Annotated in this window: 22 protein-coding genes; 14 read left to right on the top strand and 8 right to left on the bottom strand. The window is 71.2% G+C overall.

Going from position 1 to position 25,914, the window contains the following annotated elements:
- Window positions 1-82 precede the first annotated feature (82 nt).
- The gene (gene speB, locus ABZ318_RS23990) at window positions 83-1,048 is read right to left on the bottom strand and encodes an agmatinase (RefSeq protein WP_356904516.1); all 966 of its coding nucleotides are present in this window, start codon (window positions 1,046-1,048) and stop codon (window positions 83-85) included.
- A 73-nt stretch (window positions 1,049-1,121) separates the two neighbouring features.
- Window positions 1,122-2,600, bottom strand: a complete 1,479-nt coding sequence (locus ABZ318_RS23995) for a sodium:solute symporter (RefSeq protein WP_356904517.1) — start codon at window positions 2,598-2,600, stop codon at window positions 1,122-1,124.
- Window positions 2,601-2,774: 174 nt separating this feature from the next.
- On the opposite strand from ABZ318_RS23995, the gene ABZ318_RS24000 reads away from it, so the two are divergent.
- The 4 genes from ABZ318_RS24000 (at window position 2,775) to ABZ318_RS24015 (ending at window position 7,722) form a co-directional block, all read left to right on the top strand.
- Window positions 2,775-4,577: a PucR family transcriptional regulator ligand-binding domain-containing protein gene (locus ABZ318_RS24000; RefSeq protein WP_356904518.1), complete on the top strand. Its 1,803-nt coding sequence runs from the start codon at window positions 2,775-2,777 to the stop codon at window positions 4,575-4,577.
- Window positions 4,578-4,657: 80 nt separating this feature from the next.
- Window positions 4,658-5,815, top strand: a complete 1,158-nt coding sequence (locus ABZ318_RS24005; RefSeq protein WP_356904519.1) for an acyl-CoA dehydrogenase family protein — start codon at window positions 4,658-4,660, stop codon at window positions 5,813-5,815.
- A complete protein-coding gene (locus ABZ318_RS24010) occupies window positions 5,816-6,685 on the top strand; it encodes an acyl-CoA thioesterase II (protein WP_356904520.1) in 870 nt (289 codons plus the stop codon).
- Between the two features lie 59 nt (window positions 6,686-6,744).
- A complete protein-coding gene (locus tag ABZ318_RS24015; RefSeq protein WP_356904521.1) occupies window positions 6,745-7,722 on the top strand; it encodes a cation diffusion facilitator family transporter in 978 nt (325 codons plus the stop codon).
- 1 nt (window position 7,723) lies between these two features.
- Here the strand turns inward: ABZ318_RS24015 and ABZ318_RS24020 are convergent, their stop codons facing one another.
- Together ABZ318_RS24020 and ABZ318_RS24025 are read right to left on the bottom strand one after the other, a co-directional pair.
- Complete coding sequence (locus ABZ318_RS24020; RefSeq protein WP_356904522.1) at window positions 7,724-8,497, bottom strand: phosphatase; 774 nt, start codon at window positions 8,495-8,497, stop codon at window positions 7,724-7,726.
- A gap of 100 nt (window positions 8,498-8,597) precedes the next feature.
- Window positions 8,598-9,185 (bottom strand): TetR/AcrR family transcriptional regulator, encoded by a 588-nt coding sequence (locus tag ABZ318_RS24025; protein ID WP_356904523.1) that lies wholly within the window; start codon window positions 9,183-9,185, stop codon window positions 8,598-8,600.
- Between the two features lie 87 nt (window positions 9,186-9,272).
- Here ABZ318_RS24025 and ABZ318_RS24030 point away from each other — a divergent pair, with 87 nt between their 5' ends.
- From ABZ318_RS24030 to ABZ318_RS24045, 4 genes are read left to right on the top strand one after another with little or no spacing between them, the layout of a single operon-like run.
- The gene (locus tag ABZ318_RS24030; RefSeq protein ID WP_356904524.1) at window positions 9,273-10,880 is read left to right on the top strand and encodes a carboxyl transferase domain-containing protein; all 1,608 of its coding nucleotides are present in this window, start codon (window positions 9,273-9,275) and stop codon (window positions 10,878-10,880) included.
- 14 nt (window positions 10,881-10,894) lie between these two features.
- Complete coding sequence (locus ABZ318_RS24035) at window positions 10,895-12,829, top strand: acetyl/propionyl/methylcrotonyl-CoA carboxylase subunit alpha (protein WP_356904525.1); 1,935 nt, start codon at window positions 10,895-10,897, stop codon at window positions 12,827-12,829.
- A complete protein-coding gene (locus tag ABZ318_RS24040; protein ID WP_356904526.1) occupies window positions 12,826-13,761 on the top strand; it encodes a hydroxymethylglutaryl-CoA lyase in 936 nt (311 codons plus the stop codon). Before ABZ318_RS24035 ends, ABZ318_RS24040 begins: the two co-directional genes overlap by 4 nt.
- A gap of 8 nt (window positions 13,762-13,769) precedes the next feature.
- Entirely contained in the window at window positions 13,770-14,930 is a 1,161-nt protein-coding gene (locus ABZ318_RS24045) for an acyl-CoA dehydrogenase family protein (RefSeq protein WP_356904527.1), read from the top strand.
- A 58-nt stretch (window positions 14,931-14,988) separates the two neighbouring features.
- Here ABZ318_RS24045 and ABZ318_RS24050 read toward each other — a convergent pair whose 3' ends face one another.
- Genes ABZ318_RS24050 through ABZ318_RS24060 form a run of 3 tightly spaced genes read right to left on the bottom strand, consistent with a single transcriptional unit; the run spans window position 14,989 to window position 18,213 of the window.
- Window positions 14,989-15,642 carry a hypothetical protein gene (locus ABZ318_RS24050; RefSeq protein ID WP_356904528.1) on the bottom strand — a complete coding sequence of 218 codons (654 nt, stop codon included), beginning with the start codon at window positions 15,640-15,642 and terminating at the stop codon, window positions 14,989-14,991.
- Window positions 15,643-15,669: 27 nt separating this feature from the next.
- Window positions 15,670-15,984, bottom strand: a complete 315-nt coding sequence (locus ABZ318_RS24055) for a hypothetical protein (RefSeq protein WP_356904529.1) — start codon at window positions 15,982-15,984, stop codon at window positions 15,670-15,672.
- A gap of 30 nt (window positions 15,985-16,014) precedes the next feature.
- Window positions 16,015-18,213 carry a glycoside hydrolase domain-containing protein gene (locus ABZ318_RS24060; protein WP_356904530.1) on the bottom strand — a complete coding sequence of 733 codons (2,199 nt, stop codon included), beginning with the start codon at window positions 18,211-18,213 and terminating at the stop codon, window positions 16,015-16,017.
- Between the two features lie 144 nt (window positions 18,214-18,357).
- Between ABZ318_RS24060 and ABZ318_RS24065 the strand changes: the two genes are divergently transcribed.
- From ABZ318_RS24065 to ABZ318_RS24085, 5 genes are all read left to right on the top strand, one after another.
- Entirely contained in the window at window positions 18,358-19,224 is an 867-nt protein-coding gene (locus ABZ318_RS24065; RefSeq protein WP_356904531.1) for a siderophore-interacting protein, read from the top strand.
- A gap of 124 nt (window positions 19,225-19,348) precedes the next feature.
- Complete coding sequence (locus tag ABZ318_RS24070) at window positions 19,349-20,788, top strand: aspartate aminotransferase family protein (RefSeq protein ID WP_356904532.1); 1,440 nt, start codon at window positions 19,349-19,351, stop codon at window positions 20,786-20,788.
- Window positions 20,775-22,049: a lysine N(6)-hydroxylase/L-ornithine N(5)-oxygenase family protein gene (locus tag ABZ318_RS24075; protein ID WP_356904533.1), complete on the top strand. Its 1,275-nt coding sequence runs from the start codon at window positions 20,775-20,777 to the stop codon at window positions 22,047-22,049. The genes ABZ318_RS24070 and ABZ318_RS24075 overlap by 14 nt, the downstream gene beginning before the upstream one ends.
- Window positions 22,046-22,582, top strand: a complete 537-nt coding sequence (locus ABZ318_RS24080; protein ID WP_356904534.1) for a GNAT family N-acetyltransferase — start codon at window positions 22,046-22,048, stop codon at window positions 22,580-22,582. The genes ABZ318_RS24075 and ABZ318_RS24080 overlap by 4 nt, the downstream gene beginning before the upstream one ends.
- Window positions 22,579-24,348 carry an IucA/IucC family siderophore biosynthesis protein gene (locus tag ABZ318_RS24085; protein WP_356904535.1) on the top strand — a complete coding sequence of 590 codons (1,770 nt, stop codon included), beginning with the start codon at window positions 22,579-22,581 and terminating at the stop codon, window positions 24,346-24,348. The genes ABZ318_RS24080 and ABZ318_RS24085 overlap by 4 nt, the downstream gene beginning before the upstream one ends.
- An 82-nt stretch (window positions 24,349-24,430) precedes the next feature.
- Here ABZ318_RS24085 and ABZ318_RS24090 read toward each other — a convergent pair whose 3' ends face one another.
- Complete coding sequence (locus ABZ318_RS24090; protein ID WP_356904536.1) at window positions 24,431-25,315, bottom strand: NAD(P)-binding domain-containing protein; 885 nt, start codon at window positions 25,313-25,315, stop codon at window positions 24,431-24,433.
- A gap of 49 nt (window positions 25,316-25,364) precedes the next feature.
- On the opposite strand from ABZ318_RS24090, the gene ABZ318_RS24095 reads away from it, so the two are divergent.
- Window positions 25,365-25,772, top strand: coding sequence for a MerR family transcriptional regulator (locus ABZ318_RS24095; protein WP_356904537.1), 408 nt, complete (start codon window positions 25,365-25,367; stop codon window positions 25,770-25,772).
- The last annotated feature ends 142 nt before the right edge of the window (window positions 25,773-25,914 follow it).

Below are 25,914 nucleotides of genomic sequence, written 5' to 3' on the forward strand. Positions count from 1 at the left end.
CGCCAGAGCGGCATGGGGACGAGCCCGGGCTCGATCAGTTCGGTGCCTTCGAAGAAGCGGGTGATCTCTCCGCCCGACCGCATCACCAGGGGGCGATCTGGCGGGACATGATCGTCGTCAGTTCGTACGCCGTGTGGGAGGCGGCGACCGCGGTGATCTCGGCGTGGTCGTAGGCCGGGGCGACCTCGACGACGTCGGCGGAGACCAGGTTGCAGGAGGAGAGGCCGCGGAGGATCTCCAGGAGCTCGCGGGAGGTCATGCCGCCGGCCTCGGGGGTGCCGGTGCCGGGGGCGTGGGCCGGGTCGAGGCAGTCGATGTCGATGGAGATGTACAGCGGGCGGTCGCCGATGCGCTGGCGCAGCTGGTCGGCGACCTCGTCGGCGCCGCGGCGGTAGATGTCCGCCGAGGTGACGATGCCGAAGCCCATCTTCTCGTCGTCGGTGAGGTCCTGCTTGCCGTAGAGCGGGCCGCGGGTGCCGACGTGGGAGAGCGCCTCGGTGTCGAGGATGCCCTCCTCGACGGCGCGGCGGAACGGGGTGCCGTGGGTGTACTCGGCGCCGAAGTAGGTGTCCCAGGTGTCGAGGTGCGCGTCGAAGTGGAGCAGGGCGACGGGGCCGTGCTTCTTGGCGACGGAGCGCAGCAGCGGCAGGGCGATGGTGTGGTCGCCGCCGAGGGTCATCATGCGGGCGCCGGTGCCGAGGAGCTCGTCGGCGGCGGCCTCGACGGTCTCGACGGCCTCGTTGATGTTGAACGGGTTGGCGGCGATGTCGCCGGCGTCCGCGACCTGGGCGAGGGCGAAGGGGGAGGCGTCCTGCGCCGGGTTGTAGGGGCGGAGCAGACGGGAGGCCTCGCGGATGGCGTTGCCGCCGAAGCGGGCGCCGGGGCGGTAGGAGACGCCGCTGTCGAAGGGGACGCCGACCACGGCGACGTCGGCGGTGCCGACCTCGTCGAGGCGCGGCAGACGGGCGAACGTCGCGGGACCGGCGTACCGCGGGATGCGGGACGAGTCGATCGGGCCGCGGAAGGCGTTCTGGTCGCTGCTGCTCATGGTCGGGGTCCTCCTGGGGTGTGTGTCGAGCGGGTCCGGGCGTCGGGTCTCGGCGCCCGGGGTGCGGCCGCCGTCAGGCGGTCGCGGGTGCCGGTTCCGGTGATTCGGTTCCGGGCTCGGTCGTGGTGTCCTGGCCCGCGAGGCGCGCGCGCCAGTTCGCGAGCACGGTGGCGTCCGTCGGGCGGGTCGCCAGGGAAACGATCACATAGGCGGCGAGCGAGGCCAACAAACCATAGTAAACAGGCTCATTTGCCAAGATTCCGTAAGCCCACATCAGGCCAATGACGGTCAGGCCGCCGACGGCGACCGCGGCGAGCGCGCCCTGGACGGTGCCGCGGCGCCAGAGGAGGCCGCCGAGGATCGGCACGAGGAGCCCGCCGACCAGCAGGTTGTAGGCGACGGTGAGGGCCTGGACGACGTCGTTGAGGGCGATGGCGATGAGGATGACGGCGACGCCCATGATCAGGATGAAGAGGCGGTTGCCCTTCACCTCGTCGTGGTCGCCCTCGTCCTTCTTCGCGACGGCGCCGCGCAGGCGTGACCAGATGTCGTTGTTGGCGACGGTGGCGCAGGCGATGAGCGCGCCGGAGGAGGTGGACATCACGGCGGCGAGCGCGGCGGCCAGGACGAGGCCCCGGACGCCCATCGGCAGTTCGTCCTTGACGATGGTGGCGAAGGCGTCGTCGGCACTGGGCAGCTTCGGGTAGAGCACCTTCGCCGCCGTGCCGATGACGGCTCCGGCGAGCGCGTACGCGAGGCAGTAGGTGCCGGCGACGGTGCCGCCCCACTTGGCGACCTTGTCGGTGCGGGCGGTGAAGACCCGCTGCCAGATGTCCTGGCCGATCAGCATGCCGAAGGTGTAGATCAGCACGTAGGTGAAGATCGTCTCGCCGCCGATGCCGAGCGGCTCGAAGTACGAGGTGGGCAGCGCCTCCCGCATGCCCTCGAAGCCGCCGGCCTTGACGACGGCGATCGGCAGCAGCAGGAGCAGCACGCCGATGGTCTTCACGACGAACTGCACCATGTCGGTGATGGTGATGGACCACATGCCGCCGAGGGTCGAGTAGGCGACGACGATGGTGCCGCCGAGGACGATCGCGAGGGTCCGGGGCAGGTCGAAGAGGACGTCGAAGATCGTGGCGTACGCGATGGTCGAGGTGACGGCGAGCATCAGCGTGTACGCCCACATCACGACGCCGGAGATGACGCCGGCCTTGCCGCCGTAGCGCAGGTCGAGCATCTCGGAGACCGTGTAGACCTTCAGGCGCGCGATGCGCGCGGAGAAGAAGACGGAGAGGGCCAGCAGGCCGAGGCCGATGGCGAAGACCATCCAGGCGCCGGAGAGGCCGTACTTGTAGCCGAGGCCGACGCCGCCGATGGTGGAGGCGCCGCCGAGGACGATGGCGGCCATCGTCCCGGAGTACATCCAGGGCCCGAGGCGGCGGCCGGCCACCAGGAACTCGCTCTTGGACCTGGCGCGGCGCATGCCCCACCAGCCCATCGCGAGCATGCCGGCCAGGTACAGGACGATCACTGTGTAGTCGACGGCCATGGGCCCTCCTTCTCACCTCGGTGGCGTGTCGTGCGGGGGGAGTGCCCAGGTGCTGATCGCGGGGACATCCGCCCGTACCCGCGGCCCTGGGATGAGACGACAGTAGGTGGCCGGAAAGCGACGTTGAAGTGTACGTTTCCTCCACTGTCCGGGCGAGGGATGTACGAAGGGCCCATGTCGATGACCCCTCCGGAGCCGAGTTCCACTCCCCCGGCGCCGCCGGTGCCGCTCGCCGCGCTGCTCGCCCGCCCCGACCTGGGCCTGCGGCTGCTCGCCGGACCCGAGGACGTGCCGCTGCACTGGGTGCACACCTCGGAGATGGCCGACCCCTGTCCGTATCTGCTCGGCGGCGAGCTGCTCATGACGGCGGGCGTGCAGCTCACCGATCCGGCGCACTACGTCGACCGGGTCGTGGAGGCGGGGGCGGCGGCGCTCGCCTTCGGGGTGACGCCGGTGTGGGACACGGTGCCGCCGGAACTCGTCGCCGCGTGCGACCGGCACGGCCTGCCGCTCGTGGAGGTCCCTCCCCGGACCCCGTTCACGGCGGTGGCGCGGGCGCTGTGGCGGCTGATGGCGGAGGCCCGGCTGCACGAGCTGCGCCGGGTGACCGAGGCCCAGCAGTCGCTGGCGGCGGCCGCGGCCCGGCCGGCCCCGGTCCCGGCGGTGCTCGGCGCGCTCGCCTCCCGGCTCGGGGGGCGGGCGGTGCTGTTCGGCGCGGACGGCACGGAGTCGGCGGCGGCCGGCCGGGAGGTGCCGGCGGAGGCGGCGCGGGCGCTGCGGGACCTCGCGGGGGTGCTCGGGCCGCGCCCGGGCGGGGGCCCAGCCGGTCGGGCCGGATCAGCGAGCGGCGTCCCGGGGTCCCGGATCCAAGGCGGAGGAGGAAGGCATGGCGGAGCCATGTCGACCGACGACAACGCGGGAGACGGGGCCCCAGGACGCCGGGAGCCCGGCCCGACCGGCTGGGCCCCCGCCAAGGGGCCGGCCTCGGCGAGCGGGGACGGCGGCGGGCTGCGGCTCGCCGCGTACGCCCTGGGCGGCGGGGACGGCCTGACCCTGGGGGTGGCGACGGAGCGGCGCGGCCCGGGCGACCACACGATCGCGGGCGTGGCGGTGGTCCTGCTCTCGCTGCTCACGGCGCCGCACCGGGGCGCGGACGTGACCGTACGGGACGGGGCCCTGGTCCGGCTGCTGCTCGGCGCGGCCCCGGCGGAGGTCGCGGGCGCCCTGGGCCCGGACCCCTGGACGGTGGTCCACGCGCGGGGCGGCGACGGCACGCCGTTCGCGGCGGCGAGCCTGGCGGCGGCGCTGGGGACGCCGCTCGTGGAGGCGGGCGCGGGAGCGGGCACGGGCTCGGGGAGCGGCCTGGACGCGGGGCCGGGCTCGGAGGGCGGCCTGGACGCGGGGCCGGGCTCGGAGGGCGGCCTGGACGCGGGGCCGGATGCCCCCGGCCCCGTACGCCCCGACCCCGTACATCCCGGCCCCGCACGCCCCGACCCCGTACATCCCGGCCCCGCACGCCCCGGCACCGTACGGCTCCTGCTTCCCTCCTCCGCCGCCGTCACCGCACAGGAGGGCTGGACGCTCGGGGCGAGCGCCCCCGTGGCGGCCTCGGAGCTGGCGGCCGGGGACGCGCAGGCGGCGCGGGCGCTGCGCAGGGCGGAGGCCTCCCGGGCGGCGCTCGTCCGGCACCGCGCCGGCGGCTTCGCCGCGCTCGTGGACCGCGACGAGGCCGCCGCGTACGCCCGTGACGTGCTGGCCCCGCTCAGCGAGCCGCTCACCGAGACCCTCCGGGCCTGGCTCTCGCTGCACGGCAGCTGGGACCGGACGGCGGTGGCGACCGGCCTGCACCGGAACACCGTCCGCCAGCGCATCGCCCGCTGCGCGACGCTGCTCGACCGGGACCTGGACGATCCGGACGTGCGGATGGAGCTGTGGTTCGCATTGCACTCGGCAGCCAACGCTGGACAGAGGGGTTGACCGGTCGGTAACTTCGTTCCCACGACCCTGAGCAAGCGCTTAGACAACTGGCTCGCCCTGCACATCGGAGGAGACGCACCGTGCGCCGTACCGTATTCAACGAGGACCACGAGGCGTTCCGGGAGACCATCCGCGCCTTCATCGAGGCCGAGGTCGTCCCCGTCTACGACGAGTGGTTCGCCGCGGGCCAGGCGCCGCGCGAGTTCTACGACAAGCTCGGCGAGCTGGGCATCTTCGGCATCAACGTCCCCGAGGAGTTCGGCGGCGCGGGCCTCGACACCCACAAGTTCGAGGCCGTGATGTACGAGGAGACCTCGCGCGCGGGCGTCCACTTCGGCGGCTCCGGCGTCCACGTGCTGCTCGCCCTGCCGTACCTCAAGATGCTCGCCACCGACGAGCAGAAGAAGCGCTACCTCCCGAAGTTCGTCACCGGCGAGGAGATGTGGGCGCTCGCCATGACCGAGCCGGGCACCGGCTCCGACGTCGCGGGCATGAAGACCACCGCCAAGCTCTCCGAGGACGGCACCCACTACGTCCTCAACGGCGCCAAGACCTTCATCACCGGCGGCGTCCACGCCGACCGCGTGATCGTCTGCGCCCGCACCTCCGCCCCCTCGGCCGAGGACCGCCGCTTCGGCATCTCCCTCTTCGCCGTCGACACCAAGTCCGAGGGCTACTCCATCGGCCGCAAGCTGGACAAGCTCGGCCTGCGCACCTCCGACACCGCCGAGCTGGCCTTCGTCGACGTCAAGGTGCCCGCCGAGGACCTGCTCGGCGAGGAGGGCAAGGGCTTCTCCTACCTCGGCCACAACCTGGCCTCCGAGCGCTGGGGCATCGCCTTCGGCGCCTACGCCCAGGCCAAGGCCGCCGTCCGCTTCGCCCAGCAGTACGTCACGGACCGCACGGTCTTCGGCAAGCCGGTCGCCTCCTTCCAGAACACCAAGTTCGAGCTGGCCGCCTGCCAGGCCGAGGTCGACGCCGCCGAGGCCGTCGCCGACCGCGCCCTGGAGGCCCTGGACGCGGGCGAGCTCACCCCGGCCGAGGCCGCGAGCGCCAAGCTCTTCTGCACCGAGGTCGCCCACCGCGTCATCGACCGCTGCCTCCAGCTGCACGGCGGCTACGGCTACATGAACGAGTACCCGATCGCCCGCCTGTACGCCGACAACCGCGTCAACCGCATCTACGGCGGCACCAGCGAGATCATGAAGTCGATCATCGCCAAGTCGATGGGCCTGTAAGTGCCCGAGGCACACACCGCACTGGATGACCTGCTCGATCTGCTCGACCTGGAGCGGATCGAGCGGGACATCTTCCGGGGGCAGTCCCGGTCCGCGCTCGTCCCCCGCGTCTTCGGCGGCCAGGTGGCCGCCCAGGCGCTGGTGGCGGCGGGCCGGACCGTGCCCGCCGACCGCCTCGCCCACTCGCTGCACGCGTACTTCCTGCGCCCCGGCGACCCGGGCGCGCCGATCGTCTACACGGTCGACCGGATCCGCGACGGCCGCTCCTTCACCACCCGGCGGGTCGTGGCCGTCCAGCACGGGCAGCCGATCTTCCACCTCTCGGCGTCCTTCCAGACGTACGAGGAGGGGCTCGACCACCAGGTGGAGATGCCGCCCGCCCCGGACCCGGAGTCCCTGCCCACGCCGGCCGAGATGCTCCCCCGCCACCTCCCCCGCGAGGTCGCGGACCGGCTGATCGAGGCGCGGGCGGCGGTGGACCTGCGCTACGCCGACGTCCCGCCCTGGGGCTCGGTCGGGCAGCCGCGCGAACCGCGCTCCCAGGTGTGGTTCCGTACCAACGGCAAACTGGCCGACGACCCCCTGCTGCACGTCGTCCTGGCCACGTACGTCTCCGACATGACCCTGCTGGACTCGGTCCTCCTCGCCCACGGGCGGGGCGGCTGGGCCGTCGGCGACGTGGTCGGGGCCTCCCTGGACCACGCCATGTGGTTCCACCGCCCCTTCCGGGCCGACGAGTGGCTCCTGTACGACCAGGAGTCACCGACCGCGTCGGGCGGCCGCGGCCTCGGCCAGGCGCGCATCTTCACCCAGGACGGACGACTGGCGATCTCGGTCATCCAGGAGGGTGTCGTTCGCGTCCCCCGCTGACGCCCGAACATACCGTCCGGTCCAGGGGGCAAACGGCCCCCGTGACGGGAAACGGCTCCATGACGGGAAACGATCCCATGGCGGGAAGCGGCGGGAACGGTGACAGCACCTTCACGGTGATCGTGGCGGCGGCGGCGAACCTCGGGATCGCCGCCGCCAAGGCCGTCGCGGGCCTCGTCAGCGGCTCCAGCGCCATGCTCTCGGAGGCCGCCCACTCGGTCGCCGACACCGTCACCGAGGTCATGCTGCTCACCGCCCTCAAACGGAGCGAGAAGCCGGCCGACGAGGACCACCCGGTCGGGTACGCGGGCGAGCGCTACGTCTGGGCGATGCTGGCCGCGGTCGCCACCTTCGTCGGCGGCGCGGTCTTCTCCTTCTACGACGGCGTCCATACCCTCACCCAGGGCGAGGACCTCGGCGACCCGACGGTCTCGTACGTCGTCCTCGGCGTCGCCCTCCTCCTGGAGGGCTACTCGTTGCGGACGGGAGTCAAGCAGGTCAAAGCGGAGGCGGAACGCCTGAGGGCCCCCTTCTCCACGTACCTCCGACTGACGCCCGACACCACCGTCAAGGCGGTGGTCATGGAGGACTCGGCAGCCCTCGCCGGCCTCGTGCTGGCGGCGGGCGGCCTCCTCGGCGGCCAGATCACCGGCTCCGCCGTCTGGGACGGCGTCGCCTCGATCCTCATCGGCGTCCTGCTCGTGTACGTGGCCTGGGTGCTCGGCCGCTCCAACGCCGAACTCCTCGTCGGCCGACCGGCCCCCCGGGGGATGCGGGACGGCATCAGGGAGGAACTCCTCTCGGTCCCCCACATCGTCGACGTCCTCGACCTGACCACCCTGATCCAGGGCCCCGGGGAGGTCCTGGTCGCGGCGAAGATCGACTTCCGGGACGTGTCGTCGGCGGAGCAGGTGGAATGGGCCTGCGAGGACGCGGAGTCCCAACTCCGGGAGCGCTACCCGTCGATCCGCCGGGTGTACCTGGACCCGACACCGGGCGTGACGCGGCACCGGGCCCGGCCGCCGGAACCGGCCTGAATCAGGCCAGCCCCGCCGCGTTCAGGGTGTACGCCGTGAGGGGCTCGTAGAAGCGGGGGTCCAGGACGTGGTCGTCCAGGGGGATCGTGACCTGCATCGTGCCCTCCGCCTCGCCGATGAAGAGCGCGGGGTCGTTGCAGTCCGCGTAGCCGACGGAGTCGATGCCCCGCTGGCCCGCGCGGCCGGCCCAGCCGTGGTCCGCGATCACCAGGTCCGGCCGGCCGGACTCCCCGAGCGCGTCGAGGATCGCGTTCATCGGCTCCGGCGAGTGCGTGTGCCACAGGCTCGCGCCGCGCTCGAAGACGGCGACGTCGGCGAACTGCACGACGTATCCCTCGTCGGCGACGAGCCCGCCGGGGATGCGGACGATGTCGCAGCCCTGGGCGCGCAGCGCGGCCGCGACCCGGCTGTGGACGTCGATGAGCGAGCCGGGGTGGCCGGTCGCGAAGAGGACCCGCTCGCGGCCCGCGGCGGCCTTGCGCAGCCGGGCGGCCATCCGGTCGAGGCCGTCGACGGTGAGTTCGGGGTCGATGGTGTCCTGGCCGATCCGGTGCGCCGGGTCGTCGACGACGCCGCACCGCTCGGCCATGACGGCGAGCACGTCCTGCTCGTCGGTCCAGCGGTCGCCGAGTTCGAGGCCGAGCCAGTAGTGCCGGTCGCCGTTGGCGAGCTTGCGGTAGTGGGAGAGGTTGTTGTCGCGCGGGGTGGCGACGTCTCCCGCGATCCGGGTGCGGACGAGGTGCTCGACGAGGGCGGGGCGGCTGAGTATCGGCATGGGGTCATTCTGTCCGAGCCGCGGAGGGTGTCGGCACCCCGTTCCGCCCCCTGGACCCAGGGGGCGTCTTGCCGATCAGGCCCGATCCGAAAGACAGGCCCTACGCGCCCAGCGCGCCGAACGCCCCGTGCGCGAGCCGCCGCAGCAGTTCCTCCATGGGCCTGCGGCCGAGGGCCGCCAGGTGCGGGGTGGAGTTGAGCAGGCCGAAGACGGCGTGGACGGCCGTGCGGGACTCCGATTCCCCGGTGGCCGGGTACAGCTCGCGGACGACCGCGACCCACAGTTCGACGTACTGCCGCTGGAGCTGCCGGACCCGCTTGCGGTCCTCGTCCTTGAGCCGGTCGAGCTCGCGGTCGTGGAGGGTGATCAGCGGCCGGTCGTCGAGGGCGAAGTCGATGTGCCCGTCGATGAGGGAGCCGAGGAGGACGCGCGGGTCCCCGTCGGATTCGGCGACGCGCAGCCGCCCTCCGTCGAGGAGGCGCTCGCTGATGCCGACGAGCAGCTCGGCGAGCATCGCGTCCTTCCCGGGGAAGTGGCGGTAGAGGCCGGGGCCGCTGATGCCGACGGCCGCCCCTATCTCGTCCACGCCCACGCCGTGGAAGCCGCGCTCGGCGAAGAGGCGGGCGGCCTCCTTGAGGATCTGCTCGCGGCGGGTCGGCGCGTCGATCCGCGTCGGGCTCGTGGTCATGGAATCAATTCTAGACAACCCGGTTAGCGGTCGTTAACCTGGGCGACATACGTTAACGCTCATTAACCGAGCAAGGGAGCTCGAGGGATGCAGCAGGCACCTGTGCTGACGAGCGCGGCGGATCCCGCGTCCGCGGCCTGGCAGGCCAACGAGGCGGCCCATCACGAGCTGGCGGCGACCCTGCGCGCCAAGCTCGCGACGGCCGCCCTGGGCGGTGGTGAGAAGTCCAGGGCCCGGCACACCGCGCGCGGCAAGCTGCTGCCGCGGGACCGGGTGGACACGCTGCTCGACCCGGGCTCGCCGTTCCTGGAGCTGGCCCCGCTGGCGGCGAACGGCATGTACGGCGACCAGGCCCCGGCGGCCGGCGTCATCGCGGGCATCGGCCGGGTCTCCGGGCGCGAGTGCGTGATCGTGGCGAACGACGCGACCGTCAAGGGCGGCACGTACTACCCGATGACGGTGAAGAAGCACCTGCGCGCCCAGGAGGTGGCCCTGGAGAATCGTCTCCCCTGCCTCTACCTGGTCGACTCGGGCGGCGCCTTCCTGCCGATGCAGGACGAGGTCTTCCCGGACCGGGAGCACTTCGGCCGGATCTTCTTCAACCAGGCCCGGATGTCCGGCGCGGGCATCCCGCAGATCGCGGCGGTCATGGGCTCGTGCACGGCCGGCGGCGCGTACGTCCCGGCGATGAGCGACGAGGCCGTGATCGTACGGAACCAGGGGACCATCTTCCTCGGTGGGCCGCCGCTCGTGAAGGCCGCCACCGGCGAGGTCGTGACCGCCGAGGAGCTCGGCGGCGGCGAGGTCCACTCGCGGATCTCCGGCGTCACCGACCACCTCGCCGAGGACGACGCGCACGCGCTGCGCATCGTCCGGAACATCGTCGCCACCCTCCCCGAGCGCGGCCCGCTCCCCTGGAAGGTCGAGCCGGCCGAGGAGCCGAAGGTCGACCCGTACGGGCTGTACGGGGCGGTGCCCGTCGACTCCCGCACGCCGTACGACGTGCGCGAGGTCATCGCCCGGGTCGTGGACGGCTCCCGCTTCCAGGAGTTCAAGTCCGAGTACGGGCAGACGCTGGTCACCGGCTTCGCCCGGATCCACGGCCACCCGGTCGGCATCGTCGCCAACAACGGCATCCTGTTCGCCGAGTCGGCCCAGAAGGGCGCGCACTTCATCGAGCTGTGCGACCAGCGCGGGATCCCGCTCGTCTTCCTGCAGAACATCACCGGCTTCATGGTCGGCAAGGCCTACGAGCACGGCGGCATCGCGAAGCACGGCGCCAAGATGGTCACGGCCGTGGCCACCACCCGGGTGCCGAAGCTGACGGTCGTCGTCGGCGGTTCGTACGGCGCGGGCAACTACTCGATGTGCGGCCGGGCGTACTCCCCCCGCTTCCTGTGGATGTGGCCCAACGCGAAGATCTCGGTCATGGGCGGCGAGCAGGCCGCGTCCGTCCTCGCGACCGTCAAGCGCGACCAGCTCGGCGACGGCTGGAGCGCCGAGGAGGAAGAGGCCTTCAAGGCCCCGATCCGCGAGCAGTACGAGACGCAGGGCAGCGCCTACTACGCGACCGCCCGGCTGTGGGACGACGGGGTCATCGACCCGCTGGAGACCCGGCAGGTCCTCGGCCTCGCCCTGACCGCCTGTGCCAACGCGCCCCTGGGTGACCCCCAGTTCGGCGTCTTCCGGATGTGAAGGGCTCCCAGAAGATGCAGAGCATGTTCGACACCGTCCTCGTGGCCAACCGGGGCGAGATCGCCGTCCGCGTCATCCGCACCCTGCGGGAGATGGGCGTGCGCTCGGTGGCCGTCTACAGCGACGCGGACGCCGACGCACGGCACGTGCGGGAGGCGGACACGGCGGTACGGATCGGTCCGCCGCCGGCCGCCGAGTCGTACCTGTCCGTGCCGGCGCTGCTCGACGCGGCGAAGCGGACCGGGGCGCAGGCCGTGCACCCCGGCTACGGGTTCCTTGCGGAGAACGCGGGGTTCGCGCAGGCCTGCGCGGACGCGGGTCTCGTCTTCATCGGCCCGTCCGCCGAGGCGATCTCCCTGATGGGTGACAAGATCCGGGCGAAGGAGACCGTGAAGGCGGCGGGCGTGCCCGTCGTCCCCGGTGCCGCCGACCCCGACATCGTGGACGCCGCCCGCGAGCTGGGCGCGCCCGTCCTGCTCAAGCCGAGCGCGGGCGGCGGCGGCAAGGGCATGCGGCTGGTCCGCGACCTGGCGCTCCTGGAGGACGAGATCGCGGCGGCCCGGCGCGAGGCGCGTTCCTCCTTCGGCGACGACACGCTGCTCGTGGAGCGGTGGATCGACCGGCCCCGGCACATCGAGATCCAGGTCCTGGCGGACGCCCACGGGAACGTGATCCACCTCGGCGAGCGCGAGTGCTCGCTCCAGCGCCGCCACCAGAAGATCATCGAGGAGGCGCCGAGCGTCCTGCTCACCCCGGAGATCCGGGCGTCGATGGGCGCGGCGGCGGTCGAGGCGGCGCGCTCCTGCGGCTACGTGGGCGCGGGCACGGTCGAGTTCATCGTGCCGGGCGGCGACCCCGCCTCGTACTACTTCATGGAGATGAACACCCGCCTCCAGGTCGAGCACCCGGTGACCGAGTTCATCACCGGCATCGACCTGGTGGAGTGGCAGCTGCGCGTCGCCTCTGGCGAACCGCTGCCGTTCGCGCAGGACGACGTCCGCCTGGACGGCTGGGCGATCGAGGCCCGGATCTGCGCGGAGGACCCCTCCCGGGGCTTCCTCCCCTCGGGCGGCACGGTCCTCGCCCTGAACGAGCCGCGGGGCGCGGGCGTACGGACCGACTCGGGGCTCGCCGAGGGCACCGAGGTCTCCTCCCTCTACGACCCGATGCTCTCCAAGGTCATCGTGCACGCCCCGGACCGCCCCACGGCCCTGCGCAAGCTGCGCGCCGCGCTCGGCGAGCTGGTCACGCTGGGCGTGCCCACGAACGCGGGCTTCCTGCGCCGCCTCCTCGCCCACCCGGACGTCGTCTCCGGCGACCTGGACACGGGCCTGGTGGAGCGGGACGCGGAGAGCCTGGTCCCGCAGGGCGTCCCGGACGAGGTGTACGCGGCGGCGGCGGCCGTGCGGCGCGCGAAGCTGGCCCCGGCGCCCCGGGACGGCTGGACGGACCCGTTCGACGTGCCGAGCGGCTGGCGCCTCGGCGGCACCGCGAAGACGCTCGCCTTCCCGTTCCGAGTACCGGGACTCGAACCCGCGACGGCGGAGGCGCCCGCCGGGGCCCGGGTCACGGACACCACCGTGACGGTGACCGTGGAGGGCATGACGCACACCTTCCACCGTGCCGGGGCCTGGCTGGGCCGGGACGGCGACTCCTGGCAGGTGCTCGACCACGACCCGGTCGAGGCCGCGCTCTCCGGCGCCCGGCACGGGGGCGCCGACACGCTCGCCGCGCCGATGCCCGGGACCGTGACGGTCGTGAAGGTGGCCGTCGGGGACGAGGTGGAGGCCGGGCAGAGCCTGCTCGTGGTCGAGGCGATGAAGATGGAGCACGTCATCTCCGCCCCGCACGCCGGCACCGTCACCGAGCTGGACGTCACGCCCGGCACCACCGTCGCCATGGACCAGATCCTGGCCGTGGTGACGCCCCGCGAGGAGGAGGACGCATGAGCACCGGACTGCCGATGACCGTGCCCGACCCGTCCCTGCCCGCCCGGGTGCGGATCCACGAGGTCGGTGCCCGGGACGGGCTGCAGAACGAGAAGACGGCCGTCCCGACCGGGGTGAAGGCCGAGTTCGTGCGGCGGCTCGCGGCCGCCGGCCTGACGACGATCGAGGCGACGAGCTTCGTGCACCCGAAGTGGGTGCCGCAGCTCGCCGACGCGGAGGAGCTGTTCCCGCTCGTCCGTGACCTCCCGGTCCGGCTGCCCGTCCTCGTGCCGAACGAGCGCGGCCTCGACCGCGCCCTCGCGCTGGGCGCCCGTGAGGTCGCCGTGTTCGCCTCGGCGACCGAGTCCTTCGCGAAGGCCAATCTGAACCGGACCGTCGACGAGGCGCTCGCGATGTTCGCGCCGACCGTCACCCGGGCCATAGAGGCCGGGCTGAAGGTGCGGGGCTACCTCTCGATGTGCTTCGGCGACCCCTGGGAGGGCGCCGTGCCGGTCGAGCAGGTCGTCCGGGTCACCAAGGCCCTCGCCGACATGGGCTGCGACGAGCTGAGCCTCGGGGACACCATCGGGGTCGCGACCCCGGGCCACGTCCAGGCGCTCCTGACGGCCCTGACCGGGGCCGGGGTGCCCGTCTCCCGCATCGCCGTGCACTTCCACGACACGTACGGGCAGGCGCTGTCCAACACCCTGGCCGCCCTGCGGCACGGGGTGACCACCGTCGACGCCTCCGCCGGCGGCCTCGGCGGCTGCCCGTACGCGAAGAGCGCGACCGGAAATCTCGCCACCGAGGACCTCGTGTGGATGCTCGACGGCCTCGGCATCGAGACCGGGGTCGATCTGGCCGCCCTCACCGCCACGAGCGTGTGGATGGCCGAACAGCTGGGCCGGCCCAGCCCCTCCCGTACCGTCCGCGCCCTCTCCCACAAGGAGTGACGAAAGACATGTCCCTCGACCACCGGCTCACCGAAGAGCACGAGGAACTCCGCCGTACCGTCGAGGAGTTCGCCCACGACGTCGTGGCGCCGAAGATCGGCGACTACTACGAGCGGCACGAGTTCCCGTACGAGATCGTCCGCGAGATGGGCCGCATGGGCCTGTTCGGGCTGCCGTTCCCCGAGGAGTACGGCGGCATGGGCGGCGACTACCTGGCCCTCGGGATCGCCCTGGAGGAGCTGGCCCGGGTCGACTCCTCCGTGGCCATCACCCTGGAGGCGGGCGTCTCCCTCGGCGCCATGCCGGTCTACCGCTTCGGTACGGAGGAGCAGAAGCGCGCGTGGCTGCCGAAGCTGTGCTCCGGCGAGGTGCTGGGCGCCTTCGGCCTCACCGAGCCCGGCGCGGGCAGTGACGCCGGCGGCACCCGCACCACGGCCGTGCGGGACGGCGACCACTGGGTCATCAACGGCTCGAAGTGCTTCATCACCAACTCCGGTACGGACATCACGGGCCTGGTGACGGTCACGGCGGTCACCGGCCGCAAGCCCGACGGGCGTCCGCTGATCTCCTCGATCATCGTGCCGTCCGGCACCCCGGGCTTCACGGTCGCAGCCCCGTACTCGAAGGTCGGCTGGAACGCCTCGGACACCCGTGAGCTCTCCTTCGACGACGTCCGCGTCCCGGTGGAGAACCTCCTCGGCGAGGAGGGCCGCGGGTACGCGCAGTTCCTGCGGATCCTGGACGAGGGCCGGGTCGCGATCGCGGCGCTCGCGACGGGCCTCGCGCAGGGCTGTGTGGACGAGTCGGTGAAGTACGCGAAGGAGCGTCATGCCTTCGGGTCGCCGATCAGCACGTACCAGGCGGTCCAGTTCAAGATCGCCGACATGGAGATGAAGGCCCACATGGCCCGGATCGGCTGGCGCGACGCGGCTTCCCGTCTGGTCCTCGGCGAGCCGTTCAAGAAGGAGGCGGCGATCGCGAAGCTGTACTCCTCCACGGTGGCGGTGGACAACGCCCGCGAGGCGACCCAGATCCACGGCGGATACGGCTTCATGAACGAGTACCCGGTGGCCCGGATGTGGCGCGACTCGAAGATCCTGGAGATCGGCGAGGGCACCAGCGAGGTCCAGCGGATGCTGATCGCCCGGGAGCTGGGCCTGCCGGCCTGACCCGGACCGTACGAAAGGGGCGCGTGGCCTGAGCCGCGCGCCCCTTCCTCGTGTCCTGCTAGCCGGCCGTCACTCCGGCGCCCTGGCCGGGCGTGGCGTTCCACTCCCGGATCCGGGCGGCGAGGTCGGCGAGACGCGTGTCGAGCGGGCCGACGGCGATGTAGAACAGCGACTCGTCCACCGGCTTGTCGTCACCGCCCCACCGGACCACCCCGGCGCAGTCCGCGAGGACGGCGCGGACGGTGTCGATCTGGAGCGGGAACAGCGAGCCCTTCGTCGCCCCGGTCCCCGGGCGGATCCGCACCGCCGTGCCGGACGCGAGGTTCGACTCCGGGTGACGGCGGCGCACCTCCTCGGCGGGGCGCCAGCCGACGAGGTCTCCGGCGTGGAGCTCCTCGACCTCGTAGTGGAAGCGGCGCACGACGTGGAGCAGGACGGTCTCGACGTCGCCGATCCACACCGGCACGGTCAGTCCGGTGCCGGACACCGAGCGCGTCCACACCTGGGAGTCGCGGTCGACGTTGGTCTGGATCGTCCAGCCGTTCGCGGACGTCGCCGGGCGCTTGGGCTTGTGGGCCCCCGCGACGGCTCCCGTGACGCCCTCGGCCGGGGCGGCGGTGGCGGTGGCGGACAGGACCGGGCCGAGGGCGGCGGCGGCCCCCACGACGGCTGCGGTCCGCACGACCGTACGCCGCGTCATCTTCTGCTGCATGTGCTTCGTTCTCCTCTCGAATCTTCGTCAGAACAGCCCGATCGCCAGGAAGGGCGCCAGGGAAGCCGCCGCGCACACCGTCCAGAACGCGGCCTTCGGGGCGGGTGTCCGGCGCGCGAGGCGCACGTTCACCAGGCCCCAGACGAGGCCGTAGATCCCGACGACCGGTACCACGACGACCAGCCACAGCCACATGCCGTCGTTCTCGTTCGGGTCCTGCGTCGTCCACCCGAGGGCGGCGAGCGGCCCGTTGGCCAGGACGTACCAGACCAGGAAGTACGGAACGACTCCGGGCACGCCGAGCAGCAGGTTCACTCCGGCCGGCACGAGCAGCTTCCTCATGTGCACATTCTTCGCGATCGGTGGGGGCCGCTAGACGCGGCTGAGCGCGTTGTAGTTCTCCAGGACCTGGTACAGGCCGACGAGCTCGCGCCCGTACTGCGCCGCCTTGTCGCCGGTGCCGTTGTACCGGGCGAGCAGCGCCTGCGTGTCGGCGAGGCTGGTGGTCAGCGACGGCGAGGGGATGCCCAGCTGGTAGGAGTTGAACATCGTGAGGTACGCGACGGACCGGATGTTGTACTCGGGGTCCTGGAGCTGGTCCCAGACGGACTTCAGGTCGGCGTCGGTCAGCGGGGTGGCGTTGAGGTAGCCCTGCTGGATGCAGTAGTTCCGGGCCGCGATGGCGACCGCGGCGAAGATCTGGCCCCAGCCGGTGCTGCTGTCGTCCCTCAGGCCGGCCTTCACGGCCTCGTCGGAGACCACGTCGAGCGGGTTCAGCTTGCGCAGCTCCCACAGGACGGGGGCCTGGATGAGCGCCTTGCGGATCCTGAGCGTCCTGGCCAGGTTGGTGAACAGCCAGTCGTAGCCGATGACCGCGTTGAACGCCTCGGTGGTGCTGATGGCGCCGTACGTGACCCAGTCGCCGTCGGCGGTCCAGCCCTCGCCGCCGGTCTCCGGGACGCCGATGGAGGTGAGGTACGACTGGACGTCCGCGAGCAGGGGCGCCCGGTACTTGGCCTGGTCGAGGTCCCTGTCGAGGCCGGAGACGATGCCGGCGGGCGGGTTGAAGTCGTTCTGGCCCTGGTCCCGGCCGGAGGCCATGTCGTTGTCGATGTTGATGGCGCCGGTGCCGGAGCCGACCGTGATCGTGGAGATCTGGTCGAAGGCCCACTTGGTCGGCAGCGGGTAGCCGAGGTTTCCGGAGAAGCCGGCCGACATGTCGGAGACGAAGGCGGTCTCGGCGTACCCGGCGTCGGTGACGCGCTGGCAGATGTTGCGCGGGCCGTAGACGCCGACGCGGTAGCCGGAGTTCTCGGTGACGGTCCGGGAGATGCCGCGGAAGTGCGGGAGGATGAAGTCGGTGACCTCGCCGTCCATGGCGTCGTAGTCGACGGCGAAGTAGATGATCGAGCCGGACTTGAAGCCGTGCGCCTTGGCCCATTCGACGGCGCTGTTCGCGTCGACGCAGCCCTGGCCGTACTTGAAGTAGCTCGCCGAGTCGGAGAACGTCTGGTAGATCGGGAAGCAGCGCAGCCCGTAGTTCTTGATCGTCTCCAGCTCGCCCGGCTGGATCTGCTTCTCCGGCAGGCTGGTCTTCGAGGGGTTGTAGAGGTACCGGCCGACGTACCTGTAACCCGCGTTGACGAGGGTCTGGGCGCGCTCCGGCGTGATCTTGGTGACGCAGTCGCAGGCGCTGCCCCTGCGGGTCTGGTCGCCGTACGAGACGAGCAGCGAGGACCAGGTGGCGTAGTCGCCGACGCCGGTGACCGGCAGCAGGGAGAAGGCCTGGAAGGTCTCGACCTCGCTCTGGACGGCGCCGGTGAACTCGCCGAAGACGACGTCGCGCTTGTTGAGGACCATCGCGGCCGTGAACAGGTACGCCCAGGTGCTGCTGTTGCCCTGGCCGACGGTGTGGGACTTCAGGCCGGACTGGGTGCCGGGGCCGAAGTTGCCGTTGGCGACGCCGTCCGCCATGCCCAGCTCGTACTGGATCGCGAAGAGCATGGACTTCGCGACGTCGCGGGAGTGGTGGCCGTCACAGGGGATGATGTAGAAGTCCCGGCGGTTCACGTACCGGGCGTTCAGCCACCGCTGGACGGTGCGGATCTGCTCGTTGGCACCGGCGGTGCTGACGTACGCGTCCATGTTGAGCAGGCCCTTGACGACCTTCGGCTCCAGGGACGTGCCCGGGTAGGCGCCGTCCACGCCCATGTGGAGCTTGAGCTGCGCCACGGCGCTCTGGACCCGGCCGTTGTAGACGCCGTCGATCTCGCCGCCGTCGTAGCCCTTGCAGTACAGGGCGGACTGGATGATGCGGCAGAGGTTCGCCGACGGCATCGTGGAGGCGTTGAGGCTGGGGTACTTCGACGCCAGCGTGGACAGCGTGGTGGGGCCGAAGGCGTTCGACAGGCTGGTGAGGCCCATCTCGTACTGGAGGGCCCGGGTGAGGGCGTACATGACCGTCCAGCCGGTCTTGCCGTCCTCGTCCAGCTTGGATATGCCCAGCGTAGCCCCGTTGTTGTAAGTCGAGTTGATGAAGCGCTGGGCCCTCTCGACCATCGCGTCAGCCATGAGTCTCCTTCGTCTACGGCAACGCACGCGGAGAGGCGTCACGCCGTCGCCGAAACGAGGAGCCCCCCTCTCCCGATTCAGCCAGACCCTAGCAACAGCATCCCTCCCTGTTGATCAATATGAGGTTAGGCTAACCTCATTTCCATGACGAACGCCGAGACCGCCCCCTTCCAGTTCTTCTCCCTCCAGGTCGACCGGACGCGGCGGCTCGGCCCGTCCCTGGTCCGGATCACCTTCACCGGGGACGACCTGAAGGGCTTCGCCGCCGGGGGCCGCGACCAGTCGCTCTCCCTCTTCCTGCCGCACCCCGGCCAGGAGGCCCCGGTCCTGCCGCCCCTGGACGACCCGGACATGTACGCGATCCTGGGCGCCTGGCGGGCCATGCCCGACGACGTGCGGGCCGTGATGCGCTCGTACACCGTCCGCGAGCAGCGCACCGAGCCCGCGAACGAGATCGACATCGACTTCGCCCTCCACGAGGACGGCGGCCCCGCCTGCCGCTGGGCCGGCCGCGCCGAGCCCGGCGACCGGGTGGTGGTCCTGGGCCCGGCGGTCGCCGCGAACACGGGCGTCCGCTTCCAGCTGCCCGAGGACGCCGACTCCGTACTGATCTGGGCCGACGAGACGGCCCTGCCCGCCGCCTCCGCGATCCTGGAGTGGCTGCCGGCCGAGACCCGCGCCCAGGTGTTCCTGGAAGTGCCGTACTCCGGCGACCGGATGGAGCTCGCGACCGAGGCGGACGCCACGGTCACCTGGCTCGTACGGGAGGAGGGGGCGCCGTCCGCCGTCGACGCGGTGTCCGGCACCGAGCTGCCCGGACGGGCCCCGTACGTCTGGATCGCGGGCGAGTCGGGCGCCGTGAAGGCGCTGCGCCGCCACTTCGTGCGGGAGCGGGGGCTCGACCGCCGCCGCGTCACGTTCGTCGGCTACTGGCGCAAGGGCCTGTCCGAGGACGCCCTGCGCGAGGTGCCGGACGAGACGGCGCAGGACGAGGCCCAGGAAGCGGCGTAGCCGCCCCGTACCCCCACAGGGCCAACGGCCCCCAGCCCCTTCGGGTTGGGGGCCGTTGTGCTGTGAATTTAGGTTAGGCTAACCTAACTAAGACCGACCGAGTCCGCTCCCGGAAGGGCCCCACATGCGTTCCCACCTGCTCAACGACACGACGGCGGAGAGCTACCGGCGCTCCGTCACCGAAGGAGTGGAGCGGGTGGCGAGGAAACTCGCGGCGACGCGCGGCCCGTTCACGGGCGTGACGCCCGCCGAGCTGGCCCCCGCCGTCGACGCCGTCGACCTCGACCGGCCGCTCGGCGACGCCTCCGCCGCCCTCGACGAGCTGGAGGACGTCTACCTCCGCGACGCCGTCTACTTCCACCACCCCCGCTACCTCGCGCACCTCAACTGCCCGGTGGTCATCCCCGCCGTCCTCGGCGAGGCCGTCCTCTCGGCGGTCAACTCCTCGCTCGACACCTGGGACCAGAGCGCCGGCGGCACCCTCATCGAGCGGAAACTGATCGACTGGACCACCGGCCGGATCGGCCTCGGCCCGCTCGCCGACGGCGTCTTCACCAGCGGCGGCACCCAGTCCAACCTCCAGGCCCTGCTCCTCGCCCGCGAGGAGACCGGCGCCACCGACCTGTCGAAACTGCGGATCTTCTCCTCCGAGTGCAGCCACTTCAGCGTCCAGAAGTCGGCCCAGCTGCTCGGTCTCGGCCGCGACGCCGTCGTCTCCGTCCCGGTCGACCGGAACAAGCGGATGCAGTCCGTCGTCCTCGCCGCCGAGCTGGAGGCCTGCCGCGCCGAGGGCCTGATCCCGATGGCGATCGTCGCCACCGCCGGCACCACCGACTTCGGCTCCATCGACCCGCTCCCCGAGATCGCGAACCTGGCCGCCGAGTACGGCGCCTGGATGCACGTCGACGCCGCCTACGGCTGCGGACTGCTCGCCTCCCGCACCCGCCGGCACCTCCTGGACGGCATCGAACGGGCCGACTCGGTCACCGTCGACTACCACAAGTCCTTCTTCCAGCCGGTGAGCTCCTCCGCCGTCCTGGTCCGCGACGGCGCCACCCTGCGCCACGCGACCTACCACGCGGACTACCTCAACCCGCGCCGGACACTCGCCGAGCAGATCCCCAACCAGGTCGACAAGTCCCTCCAGACCACCCGCCGCTTCGACGCGCTCAAGCTCTGGATGACCCTGCGCGTGATGGGCGCCGACGGCATCGGCGAGCTCTTCGACGAGGTCTGCGGCCTCGCCCGGGAGGGCTTCGAGCTGCTCGCCGCCGACCCGCGCTACGACGTCGTGGTCGAGCCGCAGCTTTCCACCCTCGTCTACCGCTACATCCCCGAGGCCGTGACCTCCCCCACCGAGATCGACCGGGCCAACCTCCACGCCCGCAAGGCCCTGTTCGCCTCGGGCGAGGCCGTCGTCGCCGGCACCAAGGTCGACGGCCGCCAGTACCTCAAGTTCACCCTGCTCAACCCCGAGACCACCGCGGCCGACATCGCCGCCGTCCTCGATCTGATAGCCGGCCACGCCGAGCAGTACCTGGGAGAGAACCTTGTCCACGCCTGAGATCCACGACTTCATCGGCATCGGGCTCGGTCCGTTCAACCTCGGACTCGCCTGCCTGACCGAGCCGATCGCCGAGCTGGACGGCGTCTTCCTGGAGTCCAAGCCGGACTTCGAGTGGCACTCGGGGATGTTCCTCGACGGCGCCCACCTCCAGACCCCCTTCATGTCGGACCTGGTCACCCTCGCGGACCCGACCTCCCCGTACTCCTTCCTGAACTACCTGAAGGAGAAGGGCCGGCTCTACTCCTTCTACATCCGCGAGAACTTCTACCCGCTGCGCACCGAGTACAACGACTACTGCCGCTGGGCCGCCGGGAAACTCACCTCGATCCGCTTCTCGACGACCGTCGCCTCGGTCGCGTACGACTCGGCGGAAGAGGTCTACGTGGTGACCACCGAGACCGGAGAAACCTTCCGCTCGCGCCGGATCGTCCTCGGCACCGGCACCCCGCCGTACGTCCCGGAGACCTGCCGGGACCTCGGCGGCGACCTGATCCACAACTCGCGCTACCTCCCGAACAAGGAGGCGCTCCAGAAGAAGAAGTCGATCACCCTGGTCGGCAGCGGCCAGAGCGCGGCGGAGATCTACCACGACCTCCTGAGCGAGATCGACACCCACGGCTACCAGCTGAACTGGGTGACCCGCTCCCCCCGCTTCTTCCCGCTCGAATACACCAAGCTCACCCTGGAGATGACCTCCCCGGAGTACGTGGACTACTTCCACGCACTGCCCGAGCAGACCCGCTACCGCCTGGAGACCCAGCAGAAGGGCCTCTTCAAGGGCATCGACGGCGAGCTCATCGACGCGATCTTCGACCTGCTCTACCAGAAGAACCTGGACGGCCCCGTCCCCACCCGCCTGCTCACCAACTCGGCCCTGCACACGGCCGCGTACGACTCCGCGACGGGCACGTACACGCTCGGCTTCCGCCAGGAGGAGCAGGAGAAGGACTTCACCGTCGAGACCGAGGGCCTGATCCTCGCCACGGGCTACAGGTACGCCGTCCCCGCCTTCCTGAAGCCGGTCGAGGACCGCCTCCGCTTCGACGGCCGGGGCCGCTTCGACGTGGCCCGCAACTACGCGATCGACACCACCGGCCGCGGGATCTTCCTGCAGAACGCCGGCGTGCACACCCACTCGATCACCTCGCCCGACCTGGGCATGGGCCCGTACCGCAACGCGTACATCATCGGGGAGATGCTGGGTTCCGAGTACTACCCCGTAGAGAAGACCATCGCGTTCCAGGAGTTCGCCGTATGACCGCCGACATCCGCATACGTCCCCTCGACCCCCTGAAGGACGCCGAGCTGATCCACCCCTGGGTCACCCACCCCAAGGCCGCCTTCTGGATGATGCAGGACGCGAAGCTCCAGGACGTCGAGCGGGAGTACATGGCGATCGCCGCGAACCCGCACCACGACGCCTTCATCGGACTCGTCGACGGCGAGCCCGCCTTCCTCATGGAGCGGTACGACCCGTCGAAGCTGGAACTGGTCGGGCTCTACGAGCCGCTCCCCGGCGACGTCGGCATGCACTTCCTCGTCGCGCCCACCGACACCCCCGTGCACGGCTTCACCCGGACCGTGATCACCGCCGTGATGGCGGAGCTGTTCGCCGACCCGGCGACCGCCCGCGTGGTCGTCGAGCCCGACGTCCGCAACAAGGCCGTCCACGCGCTCAACGAGGCCGTCGGCTTCGTGCCCGAGCGGGAGATCCAGAAGCCCGAGAAGAAGGCCCTGCTGAGCTTCTGCACCCGCGCCCAGTTCGAGACCGCCGTCGGAGCCGCCCTGTGAACCCCGTCGCACACCTCACCCCCGAGCGCTGGGCCGCCGCCAACCGCGCCCTGATCCGCAAGGGCCTCGCCGAGTTCGCCCACGAGCGGCTGCTCGACCCCAAGGAGCTGGGCGAGAGCCGCTACCAGGTCCTCAGCGACGACGGCGCGACCGAGTACCGCTTCACCGCCGACCGCTTCGCGCTCGACCACTGGCAGGTCTACCCGGACTCGATCAGCCGCCACCGGGGCGACGAGCAGCTCCCGCTCGACGCGCTCCAGTTCGTCATCGAGCTGCGCGGCTCCCTCGGCCTGAGCGACGAGGTCCTGCCGGTCTACCTGGAGGAGATCTCCTCCACCCTGGCCGGCACGGCCTACAAGTCGACCAAGCCCCCCGTCACCTCCGCCGAACTGGCCCGCGCCGGCTTCCAGGCGATCGAGACCGGGATGACCGAGGGCCACCCCTGCTTCGTCGCCAACAACGGCCGGCTGGGCTTCGGCGTCGACGAGTACCGGGCGTACGCCCCCGAGGCCGCGACCGGGATCCGGCTGATCTGGCTGGCCGCGCACCGCGACCGGGCCACCTTCACGGCCGGGGCGGACATCGAGTACGAGGCGTTCGTCCGCGCCGAGCTCGGCGACGCGACGGTGGACGGCTTCGCCGCGGTCCTCACCGAGCGCGGTCTCGACCCGGCCGACTACCTCCTCATGCCGGCCCACCCCTGGCAGTGGTGGAACAAGCTGTCCGTCACCTTCGCCGCCGAGGTCGCGCAGCAGCGCCTGGTGTACCTGGGCGAGGGCGACGACACCTATCTGGCGCAGCAGTCGATCCGTACCTTCTTCAACACCTCCGACCCGGCCAAGCACTACGTGAAGACGGCCCTGTCCGTCCTCAACATGGGCTTCATGCGGGGCCTGTCGGCGGCGTACATGGAGGCCACGCCGGCGATCAACGACTGGCTGCACGGCCTGATCGAGGCGGACACCACGCTCAAGGCGGCGCGGTTCTCGATCATCCGCGAGCGGGCGGCGGTCGGCTACCGGCACCTGGAGTACGAGGCCGCGACGGACCGCTACTCCCCGTACCGGAAGATGCTGGCGGCCCTGTGGCGCGAGTCCCCGGTGCCGTCCCTCGCCGAGGACGAGCGCCTGGCGACGATGGCCTCCCTCCTCCACCTGGACCACACGGGCGCGTCCTTCGCGGGCGCGCTGGTCAAGGAGTCGGGCCTGGAGCCGAGGGAGTGGCTCCGGAAGTACCTGGACGCGTACCTCCTCCCGGTCCTGCACTCCTTCTACGCGTACGACCTGGTCTACATGCCGCACGGCGAGAACGTGATCCTCGTCCTCGACGAGCGCGGCGCGGTGGACCGGGCGGTCTTCAAGGACATCGCCGAGGAGATCTGCGTGATGGACCCGACCGCGGTCCTCCCGCCGGCGGTGGAGCGCATCCGCGCCGAGGTCCCGGAGGACATGAAGCTCCTGTCGGTGTTCACGGACGTCTTCGACTGCTTCTTCCGCTTCCTGGGCGCGACCCTGGCGGCGGAGGGCGTCCTCGACGAGGAGGGCTTCTGGCGGACGGTCGCGGAGTGCGTGCGCGCCTACCAGGAGTCGAAGCCGGAACTGGCGGAGAAGTTCGCGCGGTACGACGTGTTCGCGCAGACCTTCGCCCTCTCCGCCCTCAACCGCCTCCAGCTCCGCAACAACCGGCAGATGGTCGACCTGGCGGACCCGTCGGCGGCCCTCCAGCTGGTCGGCGACCTGGTGAACCCGATCGCCCGGTTCGCCTGACGTCCCCCGAACCGATGCGAGCCCCGACGGAGTACGGTCCTCCGCCGGGGCTCGCATCCATGCCCGGTGGGACAGGAGCCGGTCAGTCGTCGCGGGGCTTGCCGAACTCCTCGATCAGCACGGGATACTGCTCCTTGCCGTGCCCGGCGGCGATCGCCCGGTCGGCCATGGTCTTGAGCAGCTTCGGCAGTTCGGCGTTCACCCCCACTGCCTCGCTCTCCTCGATCAGGTGCTCCATCGCCCGTACGTCGGTCTCCAGGGCGGACACCTCGGCGGGGAAGGAGCCGCTGTCGATCTGCTCGGCGTATCCAGGCAGCCATTCGGCCACACCGGCGGCGATCTGCCGCGCGAACGGTGCGTACGTCGCGGCGTCGACACCGACCGTCCTGAGCATGGCCGTGCCCTGGAGCCAGGCGTTCAGGACGCTCCACATCATGGCCAGTCCGGCCACGTCGTACAGCGACGCAAGCCCATGGTCCGCCCCCAGGTAGGTGACGGTGCCGAGCGCGCCGAGTGCCGACTCGTGCGCCTCGAAGTCCGCCTGCGGCCCACTGTGCAGAATCACCGCATCGGCGGTGCCGATGGCCGACGGGACGGCCATGACGGCGCCGTCCAGGTAGCGGGCACCACGCTGCTCGGCCCATCGAGCGGCTTCCCTGGCCTGGGCCGAGCTCCCCGAGGTCAGGTTGACCAACCTCGCGCCGTCCAGCTCGACACCGTCCGCGCCGAGCAGCTCGTACAGGGCCGGGTAGTCGGTGACGCAGATGATCGTCGGCGAACCTGCCTTGAGCGCGTCGCCGATGGTCGGTGCCAGCCGTGCGCCCTCGGCCACCAGTTGGTCGGCTTTGGAGGAAGTGCGGTTCCACACGATGGTGGGATGCCCGGCTTTCAGGAACGCGCCCGCGAGTGCCCGGCCCATCAGGCCGAGTCCAATGATGGTCACGGGTGTTTCGGTGCTGTTGTTCATGACAGCATCGTCAACGTTGATACCGGTGTGAAGGTCAAGTGAGGTAGCGATGCGAATCGGGGAACTGAGTCGCCGGACGGGGGTCCACACCCATCAGTTGCGTTACTACGGGGCCCAGGGGCTGCTGGAGGCGGACCGCGGCGCGAACGGTTATCGCGAGTACGACGAGAACGCCGTACTGCGGGTGAGGCAGATCCGGCATCTGCTGGGGGCCGGTCTGTCTTCCGAGGACATCGCGTACGTGCTGCCCTGTGCGCTCGGAGAGGCCCCGGAGCTGCCCGGATGCCCCGAACTGCTGGCCGCGATGCGGTCACGGCTGCAGCGGCTGAACGATCAGATGGCCACCCTCGCCCAATCTCGCGATGCCCTTGCCGCCTACATCGATGCGGCCGAGCGAACGGGCGGCGAGAGCTACCCGCCCTTTGACGGTACTGACCTGGGTCCCGTCCCCGCCTGAAGAGCCGCGACGTCGTCCCTCGGCCCAAGCGTCGCCCGACACGGACGCCGTCTGATCCACGCGACGCACCGCATGAGAAACGCTCGGCCGGAACGTTCCCGGCCGAGCGTTTCTCATCTGCGCGGGCATGACCCGAACGACT

This window comes from Streptomyces sp. NPDC006197 (assembly GCF_040613865.1).
Taxonomy (GTDB): domain Bacteria; phylum Actinomycetota; class Actinomycetes; order Streptomycetales; family Streptomycetaceae; genus Streptomyces.